Origin of the sequence: Nonomuraea sp. NPDC048892, assembly GCF_040649735.1 — a bacterium.
Classification (GTDB): Bacteria; Actinomycetota; Actinomycetes; order Streptosporangiales; family Streptosporangiaceae; genus Nonomuraea; species Nonomuraea maheshkhaliensis.
The window spans coordinates 602431-623724 of sequence record NZ_JBEZFZ010000002.1; the positions used below are offsets into that span (position 1 = coordinate 602431).

17 protein-coding genes are annotated in these 21294 nt (G+C 72.6%); 12 read left to right on the plus strand and 5 right to left on the minus strand.

All coding sequences use genetic code 11. From position 1 onward, the window contains the following. Positions 1-59 precede the first annotated feature (59 nt). Positions 60-518: an ATP-binding protein gene (locus AB0C28_RS08135; RefSeq protein ID WP_357842173.1), complete on the minus strand. Its 459-nt coding sequence runs from the start codon at positions 516-518 to the stop codon at positions 60-62. A 183-nt stretch (positions 519-701) separates the two neighbouring features. Between AB0C28_RS08135 and AB0C28_RS08140 the strand changes: the two genes are divergently transcribed. Together AB0C28_RS08140 and AB0C28_RS08145 are read left to right on the plus strand one after the other, a co-directional pair. Further along, positions 702-2510, plus strand: coding sequence for a glycoside hydrolase family 15 protein (locus AB0C28_RS08140; protein ID WP_357842177.1), 1809 nt, complete (start codon positions 702-704; stop codon positions 2508-2510). A 72-nt stretch (positions 2511-2582) separates the two neighbouring features. Beyond that, a complete protein-coding gene (locus tag AB0C28_RS08145) occupies positions 2583-4634 on the plus strand; it encodes a SpoIIE family protein phosphatase (RefSeq protein WP_357842179.1) in 2052 nt (683 codons plus the stop codon). A 91-nt stretch (positions 4635-4725) separates the two neighbouring features. Here the strand turns inward: AB0C28_RS08145 and AB0C28_RS08150 are convergent, their stop codons facing one another. From AB0C28_RS08150 to AB0C28_RS08160, 3 genes are read right to left on the minus strand one after another with little or no spacing between them, the layout of a single operon-like run. Continuing rightward, a complete protein-coding gene (locus AB0C28_RS08150) occupies positions 4726-5505 on the minus strand; it encodes an alpha/beta hydrolase (RefSeq protein WP_357842182.1) in 780 nt (259 codons plus the stop codon). A 34-nt stretch (positions 5506-5539) separates the two neighbouring features. Further along, positions 5540-7471: a cellulase family glycosylhydrolase gene (locus tag AB0C28_RS08155; protein ID WP_358073434.1), complete on the minus strand. Its 1932-nt coding sequence runs from the start codon at positions 7469-7471 to the stop codon at positions 5540-5542. A 36-nt stretch (positions 7472-7507) separates the two neighbouring features. Continuing rightward, the gene (locus AB0C28_RS08160) at positions 7508-8731 is read right to left on the minus strand and encodes an ROK family transcriptional regulator (protein ID WP_358073435.1); all 1224 of its coding nucleotides are present in this window, start codon (positions 8729-8731) and stop codon (positions 7508-7510) included. A 198-nt stretch (positions 8732-8929) separates the two neighbouring features. Here AB0C28_RS08160 and AB0C28_RS08165 point away from each other — a divergent pair, with 198 nt between their 5' ends. From AB0C28_RS08165 to AB0C28_RS08210, 10 genes are all read left to right on the plus strand, one after another. Next, positions 8930-10249 (plus strand): extracellular solute-binding protein, encoded by a 1320-nt coding sequence (locus AB0C28_RS08165; RefSeq protein WP_357842191.1) that lies wholly within the window; start codon positions 8930-8932, stop codon positions 10247-10249. Next, complete coding sequence (locus tag AB0C28_RS08170; protein ID WP_358073436.1) at positions 10246-11160, plus strand: sugar ABC transporter permease; 915 nt, start codon at positions 10246-10248, stop codon at positions 11158-11160. The genes AB0C28_RS08165 and AB0C28_RS08170 overlap by 4 nt, the downstream gene beginning before the upstream one ends. After that, positions 11157-12008, plus strand: a complete 852-nt coding sequence (locus tag AB0C28_RS08175) for a carbohydrate ABC transporter permease (protein ID WP_357842196.1) — start codon at positions 11157-11159, stop codon at positions 12006-12008. The genes AB0C28_RS08170 and AB0C28_RS08175 overlap by 4 nt, the downstream gene beginning before the upstream one ends. A gap of 174 nt (positions 12009-12182) precedes the next feature. Then, a complete protein-coding gene (locus AB0C28_RS08180) occupies positions 12183-13331 on the plus strand; it encodes an inositol-3-phosphate synthase (RefSeq protein ID WP_357842199.1) in 1149 nt (382 codons plus the stop codon). 163 nt (positions 13332-13494) lie between these two features. Beyond that, positions 13495-14439 carry an SCO3242 family prenyltransferase gene (locus tag AB0C28_RS08185; RefSeq protein ID WP_357842202.1) on the plus strand — a complete coding sequence of 315 codons (945 nt, stop codon included), beginning with the start codon at positions 13495-13497 and terminating at the stop codon, positions 14437-14439. Next, complete coding sequence (locus AB0C28_RS08190) at positions 14436-15299, plus strand: sugar phosphate isomerase/epimerase family protein (protein WP_358073437.1); 864 nt, start codon at positions 14436-14438, stop codon at positions 15297-15299. Before AB0C28_RS08185 ends, AB0C28_RS08190 begins: the two co-directional genes overlap by 4 nt. Then, complete coding sequence (locus AB0C28_RS08195) at positions 15296-15925, plus strand: EboA domain-containing protein (protein ID WP_357842208.1); 630 nt, start codon at positions 15296-15298, stop codon at positions 15923-15925. The genes AB0C28_RS08190 and AB0C28_RS08195 overlap by 4 nt, the downstream gene beginning before the upstream one ends. Beyond that, positions 15925-16791, plus strand: a complete 867-nt coding sequence (locus AB0C28_RS08200; RefSeq protein ID WP_357842211.1) for a TatD family hydrolase — start codon at positions 15925-15927, stop codon at positions 16789-16791. The genes AB0C28_RS08195 and AB0C28_RS08200 overlap by 1 nt, the downstream gene beginning before the upstream one ends. Beyond that, a complete protein-coding gene (gene eboE, locus AB0C28_RS08205) occupies positions 16791-17918 on the plus strand; it encodes a metabolite traffic protein EboE (protein WP_358073438.1) in 1128 nt (375 codons plus the stop codon). Before AB0C28_RS08200 ends, eboE begins: the two co-directional genes overlap by 1 nt. Next, positions 17915-19285: a nucleotide pyrophosphatase/phosphodiesterase family protein gene (locus tag AB0C28_RS08210; protein WP_358073439.1), complete on the plus strand. Its 1371-nt coding sequence runs from the start codon at positions 17915-17917 to the stop codon at positions 19283-19285. Before eboE ends, AB0C28_RS08210 begins: the two co-directional genes overlap by 4 nt. 6 nt (positions 19286-19291) lie before the next feature. Here the strand turns inward: AB0C28_RS08210 and AB0C28_RS08215 are convergent, their stop codons facing one another. Continuing rightward, positions 19292-21259, minus strand: a complete 1968-nt coding sequence (locus tag AB0C28_RS08215) for a serine/threonine-protein kinase (protein WP_358073440.1) — start codon at positions 21257-21259, stop codon at positions 19292-19294. Positions 21260-21294 lie beyond the last annotated feature (35 nt).

A 21294-nucleotide genomic window follows, 5' to 3' on the forward strand; every position in this document is an offset into this window, starting at 1 on the left:
CGTACCAACAGTCCCAGCATTTTCCAGTAAATCAGGAACATCTGACGCCATGGTGAGATCTACACTGTAAAGGCGAGCTCATTCCACGGGCGGGCGAAAGGGACGGGCTCGTTCCGGCGCGGCGCGGGCGGGCGGTGGCGCACGAACAAGGTCAAAAGCGAGCCCCGATCCGTCTGCCGCAGCGTGACCTCGTCACACAGGTGCTGGATCACCCACAGCCCGTACCCCTGCGTCGCGGCAGGGTCGACGGTGGCGCGGGCCAGGTGGTCGTGGGTGAGCCTGCCCGCGCGGTCGAGGACCTCCACCGCGATCCGGTCGCCGGCCTGGCGCGCGGTGACGGTGCCGGCCCCGCCGCCGTGGTCGAGCACGTTGGTGACGGCCTCGTTCACGGCCAGCACGAGGTCCTCCAGCCGGTGCCCGGGCAGCCCGCAGTGACGCGCGTGCATGCCGACCAGGTCCCGGATCAGGGCCAGGTCGGCCGTGATGGGACACCGTAGTTCGAACTCGTCAATCATCATCGCCTCGCCCGACAGGGGCTCGGGAGGGATCCGCGGGCCCCCTCCGAGCTTTCCCCGCTGGAGATCGTCAAACAGGGCGGAGCCGGTCCGGCGGCGGACGGTGAGCGAGGTTAGCCGGGAAGATTGCGCGCTCTTGACGACCGCCGGGTGCTTCGAGGGCGTCTTTCTGCGTACTTTGGGGATATGCGGGGAGACGACAGATATCTGCCGATCGGTGAGCATGGTCTGATCGGTGACCTGCGGACCGTCGCCCTCGTGGGCACCGACGGCACCATCGACTGGTACTGCTGCCCGAGATTCGACGCCCCCAGCGTCTTCGCCTCGATCCTGGACGCCGAGCGGGGCGGCGCGTTCGAGCTGTGCGCCGACGTGCCGGCCACGACCAAGCAGTTCTACTTTCCCGACACCAACGTGCTGATCACTCGCTTCTTCGCCGAGGACGGCGTGGGCGAGATCCAGGACTTCATGCCGATCACGGACGACGGCCGCGAGGCCGCCCGGCACCGGGTGATCCGCCGGGTCACCTGCGTGCGCGGCACGCTCCCGTTCCGCGCCCGGGTGGCGCCGCGCTTCGACTACGCCCGCCAGCCCCACACGGTCCGCACGGACGGCGGCCGCACGCTGTTCGAGTCGCCGTCCCTGTCCCTCGCGCTGTCGGCGAGCGTGCCCGTCGAGAACGACGGCAGGGACGCCTGGAGCGCTTTCGAGCTGAAGGAGGGTGAGCAGGCCGTGCTCGCCCTCGACCGGATCGGCGACGAGATCGCCCCGGCCGACTGCCCGATCGAGGTGGCCGAACGGGAGTTCGCGGCCACGGTGCGGTTCTGGCGCCGCTGGCTGTCCGCCTCCCGCTACCGGGGCAGGTGGCGGGAGGTCGTGCACCGCTCCGCCCTGACGCTGAAGCTGCTCACCTTCGCCCCGACGGGCGGGATCGTCGCCGCCGCCACGACCAGCCTGCCCGAGCAGCTCGGCGGGGGCCGCAACTGGGACTACCGGTACGTGTGGGTGCGCGACGCCGCGTTCTGCGTCTACGCCCTGCTCAGGCTCGGCTTCACCGAGGAGGCCGAGGCGTTCATGGGCTTCCTGTCCACGCACGTGGCCCGCGACGGCAGCAGGGCCGTCGGGCCCATGCAGATCATGTACGGCATCGACGGCCGCGCCGACCTGCCGGAGGAGGAGCTCACCCACCTGGAGGGTCACCGGGGCTCGGCTCCCGTGCGCATCGGCAACGCCGCCGCCGAACAGCTCCAGCTCGACATCTACGGGGCGCTCATCGACTCCATCTACCTCTACAACAAGTGGGGCCACCCGATCTCCAGCGAGCGCTGGGACGAGGTGTGCACGCTGGTGAACTGGGTCGCCGACAACTGGGACCAGCCCGACGAGGGCATCTGGGAGACCCGCGGCGGGCGCAAGAACTTCGTCTACTCGCGGCTGATGTGCTGGGTGGCGATCGAGCGCGCCATGCGTATGGCCGGCCAGCGCGGCCTGCCCGCCGACATCCCCCGCTGGCGGCGGGCGCGCGACACGATCTACCGCGACATCATGCAGCGCGGCTGGTCGGAGGAGCTGAACGCGTTCGTCCAGCACTACGACGAGGACGTGCTGGACGCCTCGATCCTGATGATGCCGCTGGCCAAGTTCGTCTCGCCGACCGATCCCAAGTGGCTGTCCACCCTCGACGCGCTGGGCGACGGGCTGGTCTCCGACTCGCTGGTCTACCGCTATGACCCCGAGGCCAGTCCCGACGGCCTGGAGGGGCCCGAGGGCACGTTCTCGATCTGCTCGTTCTGGTACGTCGAGGCGCTGGCCAGGGCCGGCCGCGTGGACGAGGCCCGCCTGGCCTTCGAGAAGATGCTGACCTACGCCAACCACCTGGGCCTGTACGCCGAGGAGATCGGGCACACCGGCGAGCAGCTGGGCAACTTCCCGCAGGCCATCACGCACCTCGCGCTCATCAGCGCCGCGTTCAACCTGGATCATGCCCTCGGCTGAAGACGGCATATATCGCCACAAAGGGTTGGTCAAGGGAGAATAATCCCAGGTCAAGGGCCATATCCTGGATCGATGAGACCGTTCGAGCCCAGCATGAACGACGGCATGGCGGCGGAGCTGGTCCCGGCGTTCCTCGTGATCAACACGGCCGGAACGGTCATCGGCTGGACCACGGCCGCCGAACGGCTGACCGGCTACACCGCCGAAGAGGTGCTCGGCCGCCCGGGCACGCGCCTGCTCCCGCCGGCCGACCGCGGCCCCTGGCTCAAACGGCTGAAGACCAAGGAGCGGATCTCCGGCCTGGCCGAGATCCTGTGCCGCGACGGGCACGCCGTCATCGTCCGCGCCGAGGGCGGCAAGATGCTGACCAGGCTGGCGGGCGACGCCTGGCTCGTGTCGCTGGTCCCGGCGATCGACGACCTGTTCGGCGGCCCTGGTTCGCTGCTGGAGCGGCTGCTCACCCACTTCCCCGTGGCCATGGCCTTCTGGGACCGCGACCTGCGCTGCGTGTGGCGCAACTCGGCGGCCGAGAGCCTGGAGGCGGCCTTCCCGCACTACCGGATCGGCGCCTGCCTGAACGAGCCCATCTCCGGGTACGACACCACGACCGTCAGCGGGACGATGCGCCGTGTGCTGGAGACCGGCGAGCCCGCCGTCGACCGCGAGGTACGGGCGTTCCCCGCCGACGGGCGGGGGGAGCTCACCTTGTCCATCTCGCTGTTCCGGCTGGACGGCGTGGAGGGCCGGCCGCTCGGCGTCTGCTCGCTGGCGCTCGACATCACCAATAGCCAGGCCCGCGACCGCCTGGCGCTGCTGCGCGAGGCCGGCATCAGGATCGGCAGCACGCTCGACGTCGAGCGGACCGCGCAGGAACTGGCGGACCTGGCCGTGCCGATCCTGGCCGACTACGTCACGGTCGATCTGGGCGAAGCGGTCATGCCTGGCACCGAGCCCCTGCAACGGCTGACCGCCACCCCGTCGAGCATCCCCGTCTTCCGCCGGGCCGGCGTGGCCTCGGTCCACGCCGGCATCCCCGAATCGCTCTGGCCACGCGGGCACGCGGTCTTCGTCCCGCCGTCGTCGCCCTTCACCAAGGTGCTCGATAGCGGGGAGAGTTATTTCGAGCCCGTGATGAACACCGGCGCCGGCACCTGGCTCGACGAGGATCCCGACCGGGCGCGGATGATCCACCACACCGGCATGCACTCGCTGATCATCGTGCCGATGAAGGCCCGCGGCGAGCTCCTGGGCGTCGCCGTGTTCGTCCGGCACGAGAACGCGCAGCCGTTCACCACCGACGATCTGTTCCTGGCCGAGGAGCTGGTCGCCCGCGCCGCGCTGAGCGTGGACAACGCCCGCCAGTACACCCGCGAGCGCAACGCCGCTCTGGCCCTGCAGCGCAACCTGCTGCCGCGCAACCTGAGCGGCGGCGGCACGCTGGAGGTGGCCTCCCACTACCTGCCCTCCGACCTGCACGAAGGCGTCGGCGGCGACTGGTTCGACGCGATCGCGCTGAGCGACTCCCGGCTCGCCCTGGTCGTCGGCGACGTGACCGGCCACGGCATCGACGCGGCGGCGACGATGGGCCGCCTGCGCATGGCCGTGCGCACCCTGGCCTACCTGGGCCTGCCGCCGCACGAGCTGCTCACCCGCCTCGACGACCTGGTCGCGCGCCTGGCCGAGGAGGAGGCCGGCGACGGCGAGCCGCGCGACGCCACGGGCGCCACCTGCCTGTACGCGGTCTACGACCCCGCCACCCGGCGCTGCACCATGGCCACGGCCGGGCATCCGCCGCCCGCGGTGGTGGCGCCGTCGGGCGAGGTGCACTTCCCCGACCTGCCCAGCGGCACCCCGATCGGTCTGGGCCTGGGCTCCTTCGAGTCACGCGAGCTGGAGCTGGCCCCCGGGACCGTGCTCGCCCTCTACACCGACGGCCTGATCGAGACCCGGCAGGCCGACCTCGACGTGGGCATGGACCGGCTGGGCGCCGCCCTGACCGGCGCCGCGCTCCCCCTGAACGACCTGTGCGCGCACGTGATCGACACCATCGTGGGCGACACCCCGGCCGAGGACGACATCGCCCTGCTCATGGCCAGGGTGCCGGAAAAGAGGCCGCCGTCCTGAGCCCGCCCGAGCCCGCCCGAGCCCGCCCGAGCCCGCTGTCGTGGGCCCGCCGCAATGAGCCGGGGCCGGCCGTGGTGCCGTCGTGGTGCCGTCAGCCGAGGGGCTGCAGCTCTCCTGGCAGGGGATCGCCGGTGACGCGGGCTCTGATCATGGCCGTGAACAGTTCCGGCTTCTCGCCGCTCCACCCGTGGCCCACGCCCGGCACCAGCCGGGCCTCGCCGTGCGGGAACGCGGCGGCGATCTCGGCCAGTGAGCCCCTGGTCAGTTCGTGCTCCTCGCCGCCGGCCACGGCCAGGACCGGGCAGGGGGACGTCCCGGCCGCGCCGGGCAGCCGGAACCCGAGCGCCTCGTCGCTGACCCGGCGGAACGACTGCCGGGTGGTGGCTCGCGCGGCCACCTCGTAGCCGGCGACGTCCTCCTCGGGGATCCTGAGCGCGCGGGCGTTGGCCCGCAGCACCGGCCCCCACTTCATCACCGGCGTGATGAGCGCGCCCATGAGCCGCAACCGGCCGGGGTTCGGGAACGGCAGCACGTTGATGCCGCTCACGATCGCGCCGCTGACGGCTTCGGGCGAGGTCGCGGCCAGGTGCGCGGCCACGTACCCGCCCATGGACAGCCCCACGACGTGCGCCGCTCCCCCGGGCGCCCGCCCGGCGATCACCTCGGCGACCAGGCGGGCGGTGTCGGCGAACGAGACCCACTCACGGGTGTTGCTGCGCCCGTGCCCGGGCAGGTCGGGCACCAGGACGCGCAGGTCCGCGGAGAGGGCGGCCACCTGTTTCTCCCACATCCAGCCGCTGGTGCCCGCGGCGTGCAGCAGCACCACCGCGGGCGCGCCGGCCGGTCCTGCCTCATGGACAAAGATCGTCATACCGGCCATGCTGGCATAGCCGGAGCCCCGGCGATCACATGAGCTCGAGCACGCTCACCCCGTACGGCGGCAGCTCCACCACGCTCACCGGGGAGCCGTCCGCGTTCCTGAGACTGCCCTCGCGCACGACGGGCGCCGCCTTGATCTCCGCGTCCGACTGGCTGACGCACCACACGAAGACCCGGCCGTCCTCGTGCCGCATCAGGGCCGCGCTCATGAGGGGCGTGTCGAACGAGACCGCCGGCTCCACACCCGCCTGCGCGGCCAGCGCGCGGTACAGGCGCCAGGTGCCCTCCGGGTTGGCGTGCGGGGTGATCGCCGCCATGTACTCCAGCGGGTAGGTGGCCAGCACCATCCAGCCGTCGCCTGCGGCGTGCCGCAGCAGCGCGGGCCGTCCTTCGGCGTCCCGGGCCAGCACCTCCGCCCCGTCCGGCTCCACCGGCAGGTACGAGCGCGAGTTCGCCGTCCCCGCCACAGGGAAGACCAGCTCGTCCCCGGCCCGCAGATCGCCCAGGTCCGCCGTCATGGTCAGCGTCAGCCGGTCGCCCTGGATCGGCTCGACCAGGCCGTACCGGGACAGCTTGCGCACCCCGAACATGCCGTCCAGGTCCGGCCACCAGGAGCCGCGCTGGTTGGTGTGCTCGCCGGCGAAGTAGGAGGCGTACACGGTGGCGCCCGCGCGGGCCCGCTCCACCAGCGCGCGCCAGCCGGGCGCGGTGAGCTGCTTGGCCGACGGCAGCAGGTACAGCTTGCAGTCGCCGGGGATGCCGTCCCGCTCCCTGGCCACGCCGACCGTCAGGTCCGCCTCGCGGGCCGCCACGTACGCCTGCCGGCACACGTCGAAGACGATCGTCGCGTCGCCCGGCTGGGTGAACGGGTAACGGCTCTCCAGGTAGGAGGAGACGACCAGCGCCGCCTCGGCGTCGGGGCGGGAGCAGCGGGGCAGGTCCACGCGTTCGAGCACGCGGGCGAAGTCGCGCACCTCGCGGGCCTGCGCCTTGGGCCGCCCGGCCGCGTCCACCAGCCCGAAGTGCATCTCGAACGGATGGTGGCTGTAGGGCTCCTGCTGCCACAGGTCGTCGTAGTCGGTGTTGTTCCAGGCCAGCCAGCCGGTCGCGCCGGCCAGCAGGGTGTTGTGCAGGACCTGGCGGTAGTAGTGGGCGGCGTGCTCCTCGCTCGCGTAGTCGCCGGTAAGGCCGAACTCCTCCATGATCACCGGCTTGCCGCCGAGGTCGAGCAGCTCGCAGACGAACGCCGCGCCGAGGTGCTGGCGCACCGGGTCGGTCTCCATGCGGTAGACGTGCGGGCCGAGGAAGTCGACCAGCCCGGCCAGCTCGCGGACGCGGAAGCCGTTGTCGGCGCCGGTCACCTCCACGCCCCAGGCGCCGTCGCCGACCGAGACCGGCTGAGTGCCGCCGCCGGCCCTGACCGCGTCGATGAGGATCTGGGCCCAGCTCGTCACCTGCTCGTGGTCGAGGGTGCCGATGCCGCGCGAGCGCCAGTCGCCGTAGATGGGGATCTCGTTGGTCAGCAGCCAGGCGGCCACGGCGGGGTGGTCCTTGAAGCGGGCCGTCAGCTCGCGGACGTACCAGGCCTGGCGGGCCACGAACCACACGTCGCCGAACAGGTCGCGGCCCTGCCGCCAGGCGGGGTCCCAGTTCTGGCCGGACATGTGGCCGACGATGAACGTCGGGATCGTGCGCATGCCCAGCTCCAGGTGCCGGTCCAGGAAGTCGGCGTAGCGGGACACCAGCTCCTCGTCCAGCGCGTCCGGGGCGGGCATGAAGTCGGGCCAGTAGAAGAAGCTCCTGGTGACGGTCATGCCGTGCTCACGCATGACCGCGAGCTCCGCCGAGACGATCTCCGGCTCGTACGAGCGCCACATGAGCGGCCCGCCCGCCCGCGACCAGAAGTTGACCCCCACCCAGATGTCGGCGTCCGAGAGCTTGGCCGATTGCCGTTTCACGCGCGTCCGTCCTTCTGATCGTTCTGGTCTGCTCGTTTAGTCACTGCCGGTGACGAAACTCTGGATGGCCACGACCGCGCCGCCGCGGGCCCACTCGCGGAAGTCGTCGGCCTCGATGACCACGTCGACCGAGCCGGGCACGCCGCGCCGGTCGGCGGTCAGGGCGCGGTCGAGGTCGCCTGCGGCCAGCCGGGCCAGCTCCACGCCCTCACCCGCGAGGACGACGGTCTTGACCATGGAGACGGTGGCGACGTGGGCGATGAGCCGGCCCAGGGCGGCCGCCGCCTCGCGCACGACGCTGAGGCAGACCCGGTCGCCGGCCGCGGCCAGCCGCAGGACCTCCTCGTACGTGACCGCCCGGCGCAGCCCCTGCCCGGCGGTGGCCTCGACGGACCAGCTCGACAGGTAGGCCGCCGCGCAGCCGCGATGACCCTCAGGGCACATGGGGCCGCTGGCGTCGAGCACCAGGTGGCCGAACATGCCGAGGTCCGCCTCCGTGGCGGCGACCAGGTGATCGTGGACGATGAGCGCGTACCCGATGCCGGCGCCGATCGTGATCAGCGCGAAGTCACGCAGGCCGCGTCCAGGCCCGAACCAGTGGTGCTGGTGGGCCAGGGCCGCCACGTCGTTCTTGACCACGCACGGCACGCCCAGCGCCCGTTCCATCAGCGGCGCCAGCTCCACCTGCGACCAGCCCAGGTAGGGGGCGTCGACCAGCGGCTCGCCGCCGACCTGCGCGGAGGCGCGGGCGTTGCCGCCCACCGTGACACCGGCGCCGACGGTCGCGCCGGCCCGCCACCCGTCCGGCCGCCCGTTCGGCTGCCCGCCGCGCTTCCCGTTCGGCCGCTCTTGTGGCAGGCCTTGTGGTGGAAGGCCGTTCGAGAGGTCATCGAGCAGGCGCTTGGCCTGCCGGCACACGGCCTCGGGGTCGTGGTCGGCGATCGGCTCGTCGCGGGCGGCGATGACCTCCGCGCGCAGGTCGGTCACGACGGCGTGCACACGGTCGGCGGTGAGCTTGACCCCGAGGAAGCGGTGCTCGGCGGCGGCCACGTCGAGGGGGCGGGTGGGCCGGCCGTTCACCGGGTCGTGCACCACCTCACCCTCGACGAGCAGCCCGGCGTCCACCATCGGCTTGGTCAGCCGGGTCAGGCTGCCGGTCGACAGGTGCAGGGTCTTGGCCAGCGCGGTCCTGGACTGGGGGCCGTGAATGATCAGCTCCTTGACGATGGAGCGCGCGGCGTCGGGTAGGGCGTCCCACATGCCGCCCCATCTTCGGGGCCTGACCGCCATCAACGCCAGCCTCCCTCGCTTGGCTTCGCAGCAAAGCTAACATGTCGGCCGCGTGAAAGTACCCTCACATAACCGTACTGAAATATCTGCACAAGTAGTGACATGGAGCTCATCTGTTCCCTAAGTTGACTTTCCTGCAAAGCCAACTCCGGGAGAAGGAGACGCGGGATGCGTATCAGAGGGGCCTCCGGCTCGATCGTGGCGCTCGGCATGGCGGCTCTCCTGGCCGCCTGCTCCTCGGGCACCGGCGGCGGCGACCCGGCCGCCACCACGCCGGCGGCCGAGTCGGGGCCGGTCACGCTGCAGTTCTGGTGCTGGGGCTCGGGACAGAAGGACAAGGTCGCGGCGTTCAACAAGGCCCACCCGGACATCCAGGTCCAGCACACCGACGTGGGCGGCGGCACCGACACGGCGGCCAAGCTGCTCACCGCCGGCCGCGCGGGCAACGCCCCCGACGCCGCCTGCCTGGAGTACGAGTCGCTGCCCGCCATGATCGTGGCCGGGGCGCTGGCCGACATCTCCGCCCACACCGGCCCGATCAAGGACGCGTTCAGCCCCGACGTGTGGACCCTGACCAGCTTCGACGGCGCCGTCTACGGGGTGCCGCAGGACCTCGGGCCGATGGTGTTCGTCTACAACAAGAAGCGCTTCGACGAACTGAAGATCGAGGTCCCCGTCACCTGGCAGGACTTCGCCGACGTGGCCGCCCAGGTGCGTAAGAAGGACCCTGAGGCGTACCTGGCCACGTTCGCCCCCGCCGAGTTCGGCAACTTCGCCGGGCTCGCCCAGCAGGCCGGCGCGTCCTGGTGGAAGGTCCAGGACACCACGTGGAGCGTGGGCATCGCCGACCCGGCCTCCCTGGAGGTGGCCGGCTTCTGGCAGGGGCTCATCGACAAGGACCTGGTCAAGGCCGAGCCGCTGCTCACCCCCGAGTGGAACAACAAGCTGAACAAGGGCAAGATCCTCAGCTGGCCGAGCGCCCTGTGGGCCCCCGGCGTGCTGTACGGCATCGCCGAGAAGCAGGCCGGCGACTGGGCCATCGCGCCGCTGCCGCAGTGGACCGCCGGCGACGCCCGCGTGGCCTTCCAGGGCGGCAGCGCCCTCGCCGTGACCAAGAACTCCAAGCACGTCCAGGCCGCCGCCACGTTCGCCGCCTGGATGAACACCGACAAGACGGCCAACGACCTCCAGATCGCCGCCGGTGAGTACCCGGCCTCGCTGGCCGGCCAGCAGGCCACCAGCACCAGCGAGCCGCCCAAGCTGGTCGGCGCGCAGAAGGACTACTGGCAGGTCGCCGCCAAGGCGGCCCAGAACACGATTCCGCACATCAGCTGGGGCCCGAACGTCGGCACCGCCGCCAGCGCCTACCAGGACGCCGCGGCCGCCGCCGTCCGCGACAAGACGCCGCTGGCCGACGCGCTGAAGAAGACGCAGCAGGTCGTGGTGGACGACATGAAGGCCACGGGCTTCAAGGTCGCCGGCTCGTGACCGTCCCCGCCGGCGCCCGCCGCGGGTCGCGGGCGCCGTACCTGTTCGTCGCGCCCGCGGTGGTGCTCTTCGTGGCCTTCCTGGCCGTGCCGATCGGCTACGCCGTCTACCTCAGCGTCCGCGGCCTGCGGCTGACCGGCACCGGCATCTTCGGCACCCGCCAGGAGGTCTTCGTCGGGCTGGACAACTACGCCAGGACGCTGACCGACCCCGAGTTCTGGGCCGGTTTCGGGCGGCTCGCCCTCTACGGGCTGATCAGCGTGCCGCTGACGCTCGGGCTGGCGCTGCTGTTCGCGCTGCTGCTCGACTACGCGGGCTCACGCGGCCGCCGGTTCTCGCGTACCGCGATCTTCCTGCCGTACGCCATCCCCGGCGTGACCGCCTCGCTCCTGTGGGGCTTCATGTACCTGCCCTCGACCAGCCCCTTCAGCTTCCTCACCCGGGAGCTGGGGCTGGGCGAGATCCCGTTCCTCGGCACGGGCGGCATCTACCCGTCGCTGGCCAACGTCGCGATCTGGGGCGGCGTCGGCTTCAACATGATCATCATCTACACGTCGCTGCGCGGCATCCCCGCCGAGCTGTACGACGCCGCCCGCATCGACGGCGCCTCCGAGTGGCGGATCGCCTGGCACGTCAAGATCCCCCTGGTCGCGCCCGCCCTCGTGCTCACCGGCCTGTTCGCGCTCATCGGCACGCTGCAGGTGTACGGCGAGCCGACCACGCTCAAACCGATGACCACCGAGATCTCCCAGACCTGGGTGCCCCTGATGCTGATCTACCGCAACGCCTTCCTCCGCGACGACCTGCCGCTGGCCTCGGCCGCCTCCGTCGTCCTGGCCGCCGGCACCCTGGCCGTCTCCGTCGTGCTGCTGAAGCTCACCCAGCGGCGGGCGTTCGGAGGCATGCGATGAAGGCGCACCCGCTGCCGCACCAGCGGGCCAAGGTCCTGCCCACCGTCGTCCTGCTCGTCGGCGCGCTCTACTGCCTGGTGCCGGTCGCCTGGGTGATCGTGGCCTCGACCAAGTCCAGTGCCGAGCTCTTCTCCACCTTCACCTTCGCCCCCGGCACCGGCCTGCTGGACAACCTGCGCGACCTGTTCGCGTACGGCGACGGCCAGTTCGTGCGATGGGCGGCCAACAGCGCCCTGTACGCCGTCGCCGGCTCCGCCGCCTCCACCCTCATCTCGACCCTGGCCGGCTACGGCATGGCCAAGTACGAGTTCCGGGGCCGCGGCGTGCTGTTCTACGCGATCCTGGCCGGCGTGCTCGTGCCCGGCATGACCCTGGCCATCCCGCAGTACCTGATCATGTCGGAGCTGAACCTGGTCGGCGGCTACTGGTCGGTCCTGCTGCCCAGCCTCATCTCGCCGTTCGGGATCTACCTCGCCCGCGTGTACGCCCTGTCCTCGGTGCCGGACGCCACCCTGGAGGCGGCCAGGATCGACGGGGCGAGCGAATATCGCATCTTCGGCTCCATCGGGCTGCCCATGATGGTCCCCGGCATGGTGACGATCTTCATGCTGCACTTCGTGGGCACGTGGAACAACTTCCTGCTGCCGTACATCATGCTGTCCGACCAGTCCAAGTTCCCGATCACCGTGGGCCTCTACACGCTGCTGTCCAAGGGGTCGTCCGAGCCCGCCCTCTACGGCATCGCGATCGTGGGCGCCGCCGTGTCGGTGATCCCGCTCATCGCGTTGCTGCTGTTCCTGCAGCGCTTCTGGCGGCTGGACCTGCTCAGCGGCGGCCTGAAGGGCTGACAGTCCCCCAGGAGGGGATGTGAACAAGATTCGTGTCCTCCTTGAACGGCGGCCGATTCGGGCGGATCCTGGTCACTAGTCCGATCATTCCTTCGTCTCCATACACACCTACGACCACCACGGGAGCAGCACCCGCGGGGGCGGCGAGCACCGCCCGCGCGCGAAGGAGACTGTATGAGAACGGGAGCATGGCTGATCGGAGCCCGGGGCTCGGTCGCCGTCACGAGCATGATCGGGGCGCTGGCCGTCCGGGCGGGCCTGACCGGGCCCACCGGCTGCGTCCTCGAGTCACCCGCCCTGCGCGACCGCGTCCGGCCCGGCATCGGCGACCTCGTCTTCGGAGGCCACGACGTCACCTCCGTCCCCCTGGAGAAGAAGGCCGCCCAACTGGCCGAGGCCGGGGTGGTGCCGGCCGCCCTGGCCCGCGCCGTCCAGGGCGACCTGGCCGTCATCGAGCGGGACCTCCGGCCGGTGCCCACCGCCCCCACCCAGGCGCAGACCGCCGCCGCCATCGCCGTCGACCTGGACCACTTCCGCCGCGAACACGCCCTGGAACGCGTCGTCGTCATCAACGTCTCGTCCACCGAACCCGTCCCGCCCCCGCATCCCGCCCACGCCTCACTCACCGCGCTCCGGGCCGCCCTCGACGGGCCCGACCCGGTGCTGCCACCCAGCGCCCTCACCGCGTACGCCGCCTTCGAATCCGGCTGCCCGTACGTCGACTTCACCCCCTCGACCGGCGCCCGCCTGCCCGCCCTCGCCGACCTGGCCCTCCAGCGGGGGCTCCCGTACGCCGGGCACGACGGCAAGACCGGCGAGACCCTGGTGAAGTCGGTGCTCGCGCCGATGTTCGCCCAGCGCAACCTCAGGGTGCGCACCTGGTCCGGCGTCAACCTGCTCGGCGGGGGCGACGGCGCCAACCTGGCCAGACCCGGCGCCAACGCCGCCAAGGCCGCCAGCAAGCAGCGGGTGCTGGCCGAGACGCTCGGCTACGCGCCGCAGGGCGACACGCGCATCGACTATCTGGAGGACCTCGGCGACTTCAAGACCGCCTGGGACCTCGTCACCTTCGAGGGCTTCCTCGGGACGGCGATGCGCATGGAGTTCACCTGGCACGGCTGCGACTCGGCCCTGGCCGCCCCCCTCATCCTCGACCTCGCCCGCCTGAGCACCGCCGCCGCCCAGGCCGGCCGCTCGGGCCCGCTCACGGAACTGGCCTTCTTCTTCAAGGACCCTCTGGGGGAGGTCTCCCACGGGCTCGCCGAACAGTGGCGCTCCCTGTGCGACCTGGTCGACACCCTCACCCCCCAGGCATCGGAGTGACCCGCCCACCGACCGTGGACGCCGATCGCGCGACGACGGCTGGGCGTGGCGCCGGGAGCGTGGCGACAGTGGGGTGTGACGTCGGCCGGTTGCCGGTGGGTGTGTCTGTCCATGACGAGGCTGCGAGCCGGGGGCCGAGTGGCCGGCGGTGAGGAGGGTGACCATGGCGGGGCCACGGGACCTGCTGGAACTCGTTCGGGCGCCGGCCGCGCTGTCGGTTCCCGGTGACGTGCTCGCCGGCGCCGCCGCAGGGCGGGCGCTCGGCGGGCGGACGGCCGGGCTGGCCTGCTCGTCGATCTGCCTGTACTGGGCCGGCATGGCCGCCAACGACTGGGCCGACCGCCACCTCGACGCCGTCGAACGGCCGGAGCGCCCCATCCCCTCGGGGCGGGTCGCGCCGGGCACGGCTCTGGGGGTGGCCGCCGGGCTCACCGTCGCGGGCCTCGCCCTGGCGGGTCTGACCGGGGGCCGCCGCGCCCTGGCCGTGGCCGTGCCGCTGGCCGGCGCCGTCTGGGCGTACGATCTGGCCGCCAAGAACACCCGAGCTGGACCGGCCGCGATGGCGCTCTGCCGGGGCCTGGACGTGTTGCTGGGCGCCACCCCCGGCCGCTCGCCCGCCGCCGCGCTGCCCGCCGCCCTCTCCGTCGCCGCCCACACGTACCTGCTCACCGCCCTGTCCCGTGGCGAGACGGCGGGTACCACCCGCCGCACCCCCGCTACGACTCTGGCCGCCACCCTCACCCTGACCGCCGCCGTCGCGGGCCACTCGACGACCGCCGTCGTCCCGCACGGTCATGAGCCTTCCGGGACGCCCGGCCCCACCTCGGCCGTCGGCCTGGCACGGCGGGCCCTGGGGGAGTCCTGGCCCGCCGTCGTCCGGGCCGGGCTGGCTCTCTGGTACGCGGGGCAGTTCGGGTCCGCGCAGACCCGGGCCGTAGCCGAGCCCACGGCGGAGCGCGTCCGGGAGGCCGTGACGGCCGGGATCGTCGGCCTGCCCGCCCTCCAGGGCGCGCTGGTCGCGCGGGCCGGTGCGCCGCGCATCGGTCTCGCCATCGCCGCGGCGGTCCCGGTGGCCCGCCGCCTGGCCAGAAAGCTGTCCCCGACATGATCCGATTCGGTTACGGCACCAACGGCTTCGCCAACCACCGCCTCACCGACGCCCTCGACGTCATCGCCGATCTCGGCTACACCGGGGTCGCCCTCACCCTCGACCACCACCACCTCGACCCCTACGCCCCCGGCCTGGCCGGGCGGGTGGCCGCGGTCGCCGACCGGCTGCGTACGCTCGGGCTGGCCGTCGTCATCGAGACCGGCGCCCGCTACCTGCTCGACCCCCGCCGCAAGCACGCCCCCACCCTGCTCGACGACGACCACGACAGGCGGGTGGACTTCCTGTGCCGCGCCGCCCGCATCGGCGCCGACCTGGGCGCGGAGGCGGTGTCGTTCTGGTCGGGGGTACGCCCGCCGCACGTGCCGCCGCGGCGGGCCCGGGACCGGCTGGTACGGGGCTGCGCCCGGCTGATGGAGTCCGCGCACGGCGTGCCGCTGGGGTTCGAGCCCGAGCCCGGGATGCTGGTCGAGACGATCGCCGGCTGGCACGCGCTGCGCCGGGCGCTCGGCGAGCCGGACGGGTTCGGCCTCACCCTGGACATCGGCCACTGCCGCTGCAACGAGCCCGACCCGGTGCCCGCCTGCGTCGAGGCCGTCGCGCCGTACCTGGTGAACGTGCAGATCGACGACATGCGCAGGGGGACGCACGAGCACCTGGAGTTCGGCGAGGGCGAGATCGACTTCCCGCCGGTGCTGGCCGCCCTGGCCGGCTGCGGCTACCGGGGCCTGGTCGCCGTCGAGCTGCCGCGCCACTCGCACGCGGCTCCCGACGTGGCGGCCCGCTCCCTGTCCTTCCTGCGCCGCGCCGAACAGGAGTCGCAGGAGTCCCTGCCCGTCCCCGAAGGAGCCCGCACGTGAAGCAGCCCGTACAGGCGTCCGAGGTGACGGCCGAGCGGTTGCGAGCCGCGTTCCGTGATCATCCGCAGCGAACCTGGCTGGACGGCGCGATCGAGGCCGCCGCCGACCGGCCAGGCAGCATCGCGCGGTCCTTCGCCGCCGCCGGCCGCCGGGCCGGGCGGACCCCGCTGCCCGGCGTGCCCGGCTGGAGCGCCGACGAGGCCGCACGCGCGCTGCTGCTGGCCGCGCTCCCGCCGGACCGCCTCACCCCCGAGACACTCGACCTCTACCGGTACGGCGACGCCGACGAGAAGCGGGCCGTGCTCAAGGCCCTGCCCCTGCTCCCCATCGGCACGGCCGCCGTCCACCTCCTGCTGGACGCCCTGCGCACGAACGACGCCCGCCTGCTCGCCGCCGCCCTCGGCCCCTACGCCCGCCACCTCGATCAGGCGGCCTGGCGGCAGGCGGTGCTCAAGTGCGTGTTCACCGGCGTCCCGCTCGATGCCGTGGACCGGCTGGACGAGCGGGCCGACGCGGAGCTGGCCGCGATGCTGGCCGCCTTCGCCGAGGAACGCGAAGCCGCCGGCCGCCCCATGCCACCGGACGCCTCGGCCCTGCTCCGCCGGCTCACCAGCGAGGAGACCTGATGCGCATCTTCGACCCGCACATCCACATGACATCGCGCACCACCGACGACTACGCGCGCATGGCCGCCGCCGGGGTGCTGGCCGTGGTGGAGCCGTCGTTCTGGCTCGGCCAGCCCAGGACGAACCCGGGCTCGTTCACCGACTACTTCGACTCGCTGCTCGGCTGGGAGCCGTACCGGGCGGCGCAGTTCGGCGTCGTGCACCACGCCACGATCGCGCTCAACCCCAAGGAGGCCGGCGACCCGCGCTGCGTCCCCGTGCTGGACCTGCTGCCCCGCTACCTGGACAAGGACCGCGTGGTCGCGGTCGGCGAGATCGGCTACGACTCCATGACCCCCGAGGAGGACGACGCGTTCGAACGCCAGCTCGCCCTGGCGATCGAGCACGACCTCCCCGCGCTCGTGCACACCCCGCACCGCGACAAGGCCCGCGGCACCCGGCGCACCCTGGAACTGGTGGCCGCCTCGGGCATCGACCCCGGACGGGTGGCCGTCGACCACCTCAACGAGGTCACCGTCGGGCTCGTCAGCGGCACCGGCTGCTGGATGGGCTTCTCGATCTACCCCGAGACGAAGATGTCGCCGCCGCGCATGGTGGAGATCCTGCGCCGGTACGGCACCGAACGCGTGCTGATCAACTCGGCCGCCGACTGGGGCGTCTCCGACCCGCTGCTGACGCTGGAGACCGCCAGGGCGATGCTGGCGGCCGGGTTCGGCGACGAGGACGTGGACCGGGTGATGTGGCGCAACCCCGTCGAGTTCTACGCCCAGTCCGGACGGCTCGACCTGACCGGCCTCACCGACGCCGAACCGTCGTTCGCCGAGCCGACGTTCGCGGGCAGCTCGATCAGGCGCGGCGGCGAGTGATGCGCCTGCGCCACCCCTCGGGGATGCCGCTGCACCTCGGCTACTGCACCAACGTGCACCCGGCCGAGGACCTCGGCGGCATCATCGCCCAGCTCGACGCCTACGCCGTCCCCATCAGGGCCGCGCTCGGCACCGGCGTGCTTGGCCTCGGCCTGTGGCTGGCCGCGCCGGTCGCCGCCGAGCTGACCGCGGACCCGGCGCGGCTGCGGAAACTCCGCCGCGAGCTCGACGTGCGGGGCATGGAGGTCGTGACGCTGAACGGCTTCCCGTACCGCTCCTTCCACGACCCGGTCGTCAAGCAGGCCGTCTACCACCCCGACTGGACCACCTCCGACCGGCTCGCCTACACCCTCGACCTGGCCCGCGTGCTGGCCGGCCTGCTGCCCGACGACGCCGCCCGCGGCTCGGTCTCCACCCTGCCGCTCGCCTGGCGCGAGCCGTGGAACACCGCCATGGCGGACGCGGCCGCCCGCCACCTGGACGAGCTGGCCGCCGGCCTGGCCGGCATCGAGTCGGGCACCGGCAGGACCGTACGCGTCGGCTTCGAACCAGAACCCGGCTGCGTCGTCGAGACCACCGCCCAGGCCATCACGCACCTGGCCGGCGCCGACACGGAACGGCTCGGCCTCTGCCTCGACCTGGCCCACCTGGCCTGCGCCTGGGAGCAGCCGTCCGCCGCGCTGAAGGCGCTGCGCGCGGCCGGCCTGCCCATCGTCAAGGTGCAGCTGTCCGCCGCCCTGGAGACCGCCAGCCCGGCGGCCCTGCGCGAGTACGCCGAGCCGCGCTTCCTGCACCAGACCCGCACCCCGGCCGGCGACGCGGCCGACGACCTCGACGAGGCGCTGGAGCGCGGCCTGCCCGCGCCGTGGCGGGTCCACTACCACGTGCCGTTGCACGCCGACCCCGCCCCGCCGCTGACCACCACCATCCCGGTGCTGCGCGAGGCCCTGACCGAGCTGGCCGGGGGGCCAGAGCCCCTGTGCGACCACTACGACGTCGAGACCTACACCTGGAGCGTGCTGCCGCCCGCCCTGCGCCCGGCGACCGCCGCGGACCTCGCCGCCGGCATCGCCGCCGAGCTGGAATTCGCCCGTACCGAGCTGCGCGAGCTGGGAGTGACCGGATGACGAAACTGCTGGTCCTGGACGTGGTCGGGCTCACCCCTCGGCTGCTCGCGCACATGCCCCGCCTGCGCGCCGTCGCCGCCCAGGGCTTCCAGGCGGAGCTCGGCACCGTCCTGCCCGCCGTCACCTGCTCGGTCCAGTCCACGTTCCTCACCGGGCTGCCCCCGTCCGGCCACGGGATCGTCGGCAACGGCTGGTACTTCCGCGACCTCGGCGAGGTGCTGCTCTGGCGCCAGCACAACGCCCTGGTCGGCGGGGAGAAGCTGTGGCACGCCGCCGGGCCCGGGTACACGGTCGCCAACGTGTGCTGGTGGTACGCCATGGGCGCCGACGTCGACTGGACGGTCACCCCGAGGCCCATCTACCGTGCCGACGGCCGCAAGGACCCCGACTGCTACACCGACCCGCCCGAGCTGCACGACGAGCTCACCGCCGAGCTCGGCACGTTCCCCCTGTTCACCTACTGGGGGCCGGGCGCCGGCCTGCCCTCCTCGCGGTGGATCGCCGGCGCCACCCGGCACATCATGACCACCCGCGACCCCGACCTCACCCTCGCCTACCTGCCGCACCTCGACTACGACCTGCAGCGCTACGGCCCCGGCGACCCGCGCTGCGCCGCCGCGGCCGCCGAGCTGGACGGCGTGCTGGCGCCGCTGCTGGACGCCGCCGGGGAGCGGACCGTGGTGGTGCTGTCGGAGTACGGCATCACCGACGTCTCCCGCCCCGTGGACGTCAACCGCGCCCTGCGCGCCGAGGGCCTGCTGCGCGTGCACACCCAGGACGGCATGGAGTACCTCGACCCGTGGACGTCGCGGGCGTTCGCTGTCGCCGACCACCAGATCGCGCACGTCTACGTCCGCGACCCCGCCGACGTGCCCGCCGTCGCCAAGCTGTGCGCCTCGATCGGCGGCGTCGCCACCGTGCTCGACGCCGGCGGCAAGGCCGCGCACGACCTGGACCATCCGCGCTCGGGCGAGCTGGTGCTGCTCGCCGACCGCGACGCCTGGTTCACCTACTACTACTGGCTGGACGACGCCCGCGCCCCCGACTTCGCCCGCCTGGTCGAGATCCACCGCAAACCCGGCTACGACCCCGCCGAGCTCTTCTTCGACCCGGCCGCTCCGGCGGCGGCCAAGCGCCGCGCCGGCGTTGCGCTGCTGCGCAAGAAGCTGGGGCTGCGCTACCTGATGAACGTCGTCGGCCTCGACGCCGGCGCCAGGGCCGTGCGCGGCTCGCACGGGCTGCTGCCCGCGGGGGCCGCGGACGCGCCCGTCCTGCTCTGCTCCGACCCGGCCGAGGCCAGGGACCGATATGAGGCCACGCAGGTCAAGGACCTGCTGCTGCGGCTCGGACGGCCGGGCGGCGGCTGACCGGCCTCAGGAGCCGGCCGGCCTGACGGTGAACAGCGGGGTGAGGTCGAGCTTCTCCGGCACCTGGAGCAGCGTACGGACGAGCTTGCCGTCGAAGTCCACCACCCGCACCTCGTCGAGCGAGGCGTTGTCCAGCTCCCAGCAGAACAGGTGCGACTCGTCGTACCAGCCGAGCACCTTGTCGCAGTCGGAGGTGAACGCGCGTACCTGCGCCCCGGTACGGGTGTCCCACAGGCAGTGATCACCGCCGTCGCTCTCGGGGCAGTCGGTCACGAGCATGGCGCCGGAAGGGGAGAACAGGTCCGTGGTGCCCGACGCGGTCGAGCCGACCCCCGGCAGGTCTCGTACGCGCTTGCCGGAGCGGTCGAAGAGGCGCAGCCCGTCGTCGTCGCCGTACTCGATGACCACGCCCGTGTCGGTGGCGTCCCAGCCGAAGTCGGAGCCGCGGATCGACTCGTCGGCCACCTCGACGACGTCCGCCTTGCCCCGCGCCACGTCCACGACGGCGAACCCGAGGGAGATCCACTCGTCCTTGCCGTCGTCGCCCTTGACCTTCTTGTCGATGTTGAGCAGGAGGCGGGAGCTGTCACGCGACCAGGAGCGGATGGTGCTGATCAGCGGTTTGCGCACGGTCATGACCCGGAAGCTCGACCCCATCGTCCTGTCGTTGAGCAGCACCGAGTCGTAGCCCTGCGAGGTGTAGTCCTTCTGCCGCCCCGCCAGATAGCGGCCGTCGGGGGAGACCAGCGACTCCCAGTTGCCCGCGTGCCGGTCGAAGGAGGCGCCGCGCAGCGACCGCCTGGCGTAGTCGACGTCGTCGTCGGCCTTCTTCTCGTAGACCTCGTACGCGGTCAGCGCGATCGGGTCCGACGGGTGCTCGTACAGGGTGATCGCGCCGCCCGGCAGCGTCGTCTTCACCGGCGTCTTCACCGGCGTCTCGGCCGCGATGGACCGCGTGACCTGCGGCGTCGCCGCCGGGCTGGAGACCGCGACCTGCTTCGCGGGCGGGGCCGCCCACGGCGGCGCGACCGCGGCCCACACCCCCAGCGCCACCACGATCGCCGTGACGCCCGCGGTGACCGGCCACGCCCGCGACCTCCCGTGCTGCTCGGGGCCGCCGGACGGCGCGGCCCGCATGGCGCCCGAGGCGAGCAGGCCGGAGTCGGGCACCGGATGCGCCAGCAGCCGCTTGATCACCTGCTCGGCCGTCAGCCGCTCGGCCGGGTTCTTCGACAGGCACCGCAGCACCACCTCGCGCAGCGGCCCCGACAGCCGCCCCAGGTCGGGCGGGGCGGAGAGCACCTGGCTGATCACCTGCTGCACGGCCTCGTTGCCGAACGGCCCCCGCCCGCAGGAGGCGTAGACCATCGTGCCGGCCCAGGAGAACATGTCAGCCGCCGGCCCGGTCACGTCACCGGCGATCTGCTCGGGCGCCATGTACGCGGGCGTGCCGACGGGCGTGGCACTGATCGTCGAGGTGGCGGCGACCGCGCGGGCGATGCCGAAGTCGATCACGCGCGGCCCGTCGGGGCCGAGGATGACGTTGGCCGGCTTGAAGTCGCGGTGCACGATGCCGGCCCGGTGGATCGCCGCCAGGGCGGTCGCGGCGCCGATGGCCAGCCGGTCGAGCGCCGCACCCGAGCGCGGCCCCTCCCGCTGCACCATCTGCTGCAAGGAGGGGCCCGCGACGTACTCGCTCACGATGTACGGCCGCCCCTGCTCCACCCCCGTGTCCAGCACGGCCGCGGTGCAGAACGGCGCCACCCGCCTGGCCACCTCCGCCTCCCGCAGGAACCGCGCCACGCTGACCGAGTCGTCCGACTGGTCGCCGCGCAGCCACTTGACCGCCACCCGCGTGTCCCGCTCCACGGCCAGGTACACCACGCCCTGGCCGCCCTCGCCGAGCCGGCCCAGGAGTTCGCGGCCTCCCAGACGTGAAGGGTCACCGGGGACGAGCGGAGAGTGAGGGGTCATGGTCAAGATTCTGGCCTCGGAAAGGGGACTCGCGA

What these genes read in the sequence shown, in the direction of transcription:
- AB0C28_RS08210 (WP_358073439.1), top strand. Translation starts at nt 17,915, where the DNA reads ATGACGAAACTGCTGGTCCTGGACGTGGTCGGGCTCACCCCTCGGCTG.
- AB0C28_RS08145 (WP_357842179.1), top strand. Translation starts at nt 2,583, where the DNA reads ATGAGACCGTTCGAGCCCAGCATGAACGACGGCATGGCGGCGGAGCTG.
- AB0C28_RS08165 (WP_357842191.1), top strand. Translation starts at nt 8,930, where the DNA reads ATGCGTATCAGAGGGGCCTCCGGCTCGATCGTGGCGCTCGGCATGGCG.
- AB0C28_RS08140 (WP_357842177.1), top strand. Translation starts at nt 702, where the DNA reads ATGCGGGGAGACGACAGATATCTGCCGATCGGTGAGCATGGTCTGATC.
- AB0C28_RS08160 (WP_358073435.1), bottom strand. Translation starts at nt 8,731, where the DNA reads ATGTGGGACGCCCTACCCGACGCCGCGCGCTCCATCGTCAAGGAGCTG.
- AB0C28_RS08135 (WP_357842173.1), bottom strand. Translation starts at nt 518, where the DNA reads ATGATGATTGACGAGTTCGAACTACGGTGTCCCATCACGGCCGACCTG.
- AB0C28_RS08180 (WP_357842199.1), top strand. Translation starts at nt 12,183, where the DNA reads ATGAGAACGGGAGCATGGCTGATCGGAGCCCGGGGCTCGGTCGCCGTC.
- AB0C28_RS08200 (WP_357842211.1), top strand. Translation starts at nt 15,925, where the DNA reads ATGCGCATCTTCGACCCGCACATCCACATGACATCGCGCACCACCGAC.
- eboE (WP_358073438.1), top strand. Translation starts at nt 16,791, where the DNA reads ATGCGCCTGCGCCACCCCTCGGGGATGCCGCTGCACCTCGGCTACTGC.
- AB0C28_RS08185 (WP_357842202.1), top strand. Translation starts at nt 13,495, where the DNA reads ATGGCGGGGCCACGGGACCTGCTGGAACTCGTTCGGGCGCCGGCCGCG.
- AB0C28_RS08150 (WP_357842182.1), bottom strand. Translation starts at nt 5,505, where the DNA reads ATGACGATCTTTGTCCATGAGGCAGGACCGGCCGGCGCGCCCGCGGTG.
- AB0C28_RS08215 (WP_358073440.1), bottom strand. Translation starts at nt 21,259, where the DNA reads ATGACCCCTCACTCTCCGCTCGTCCCCGGTGACCCTTCACGTCTGGGA.
- AB0C28_RS08190 (WP_358073437.1), top strand. Translation starts at nt 14,436, where the DNA reads ATGATCCGATTCGGTTACGGCACCAACGGCTTCGCCAACCACCGCCTC.
- AB0C28_RS08175 (WP_357842196.1), top strand. Translation starts at nt 11,157, where the DNA reads ATGAAGGCGCACCCGCTGCCGCACCAGCGGGCCAAGGTCCTGCCCACC.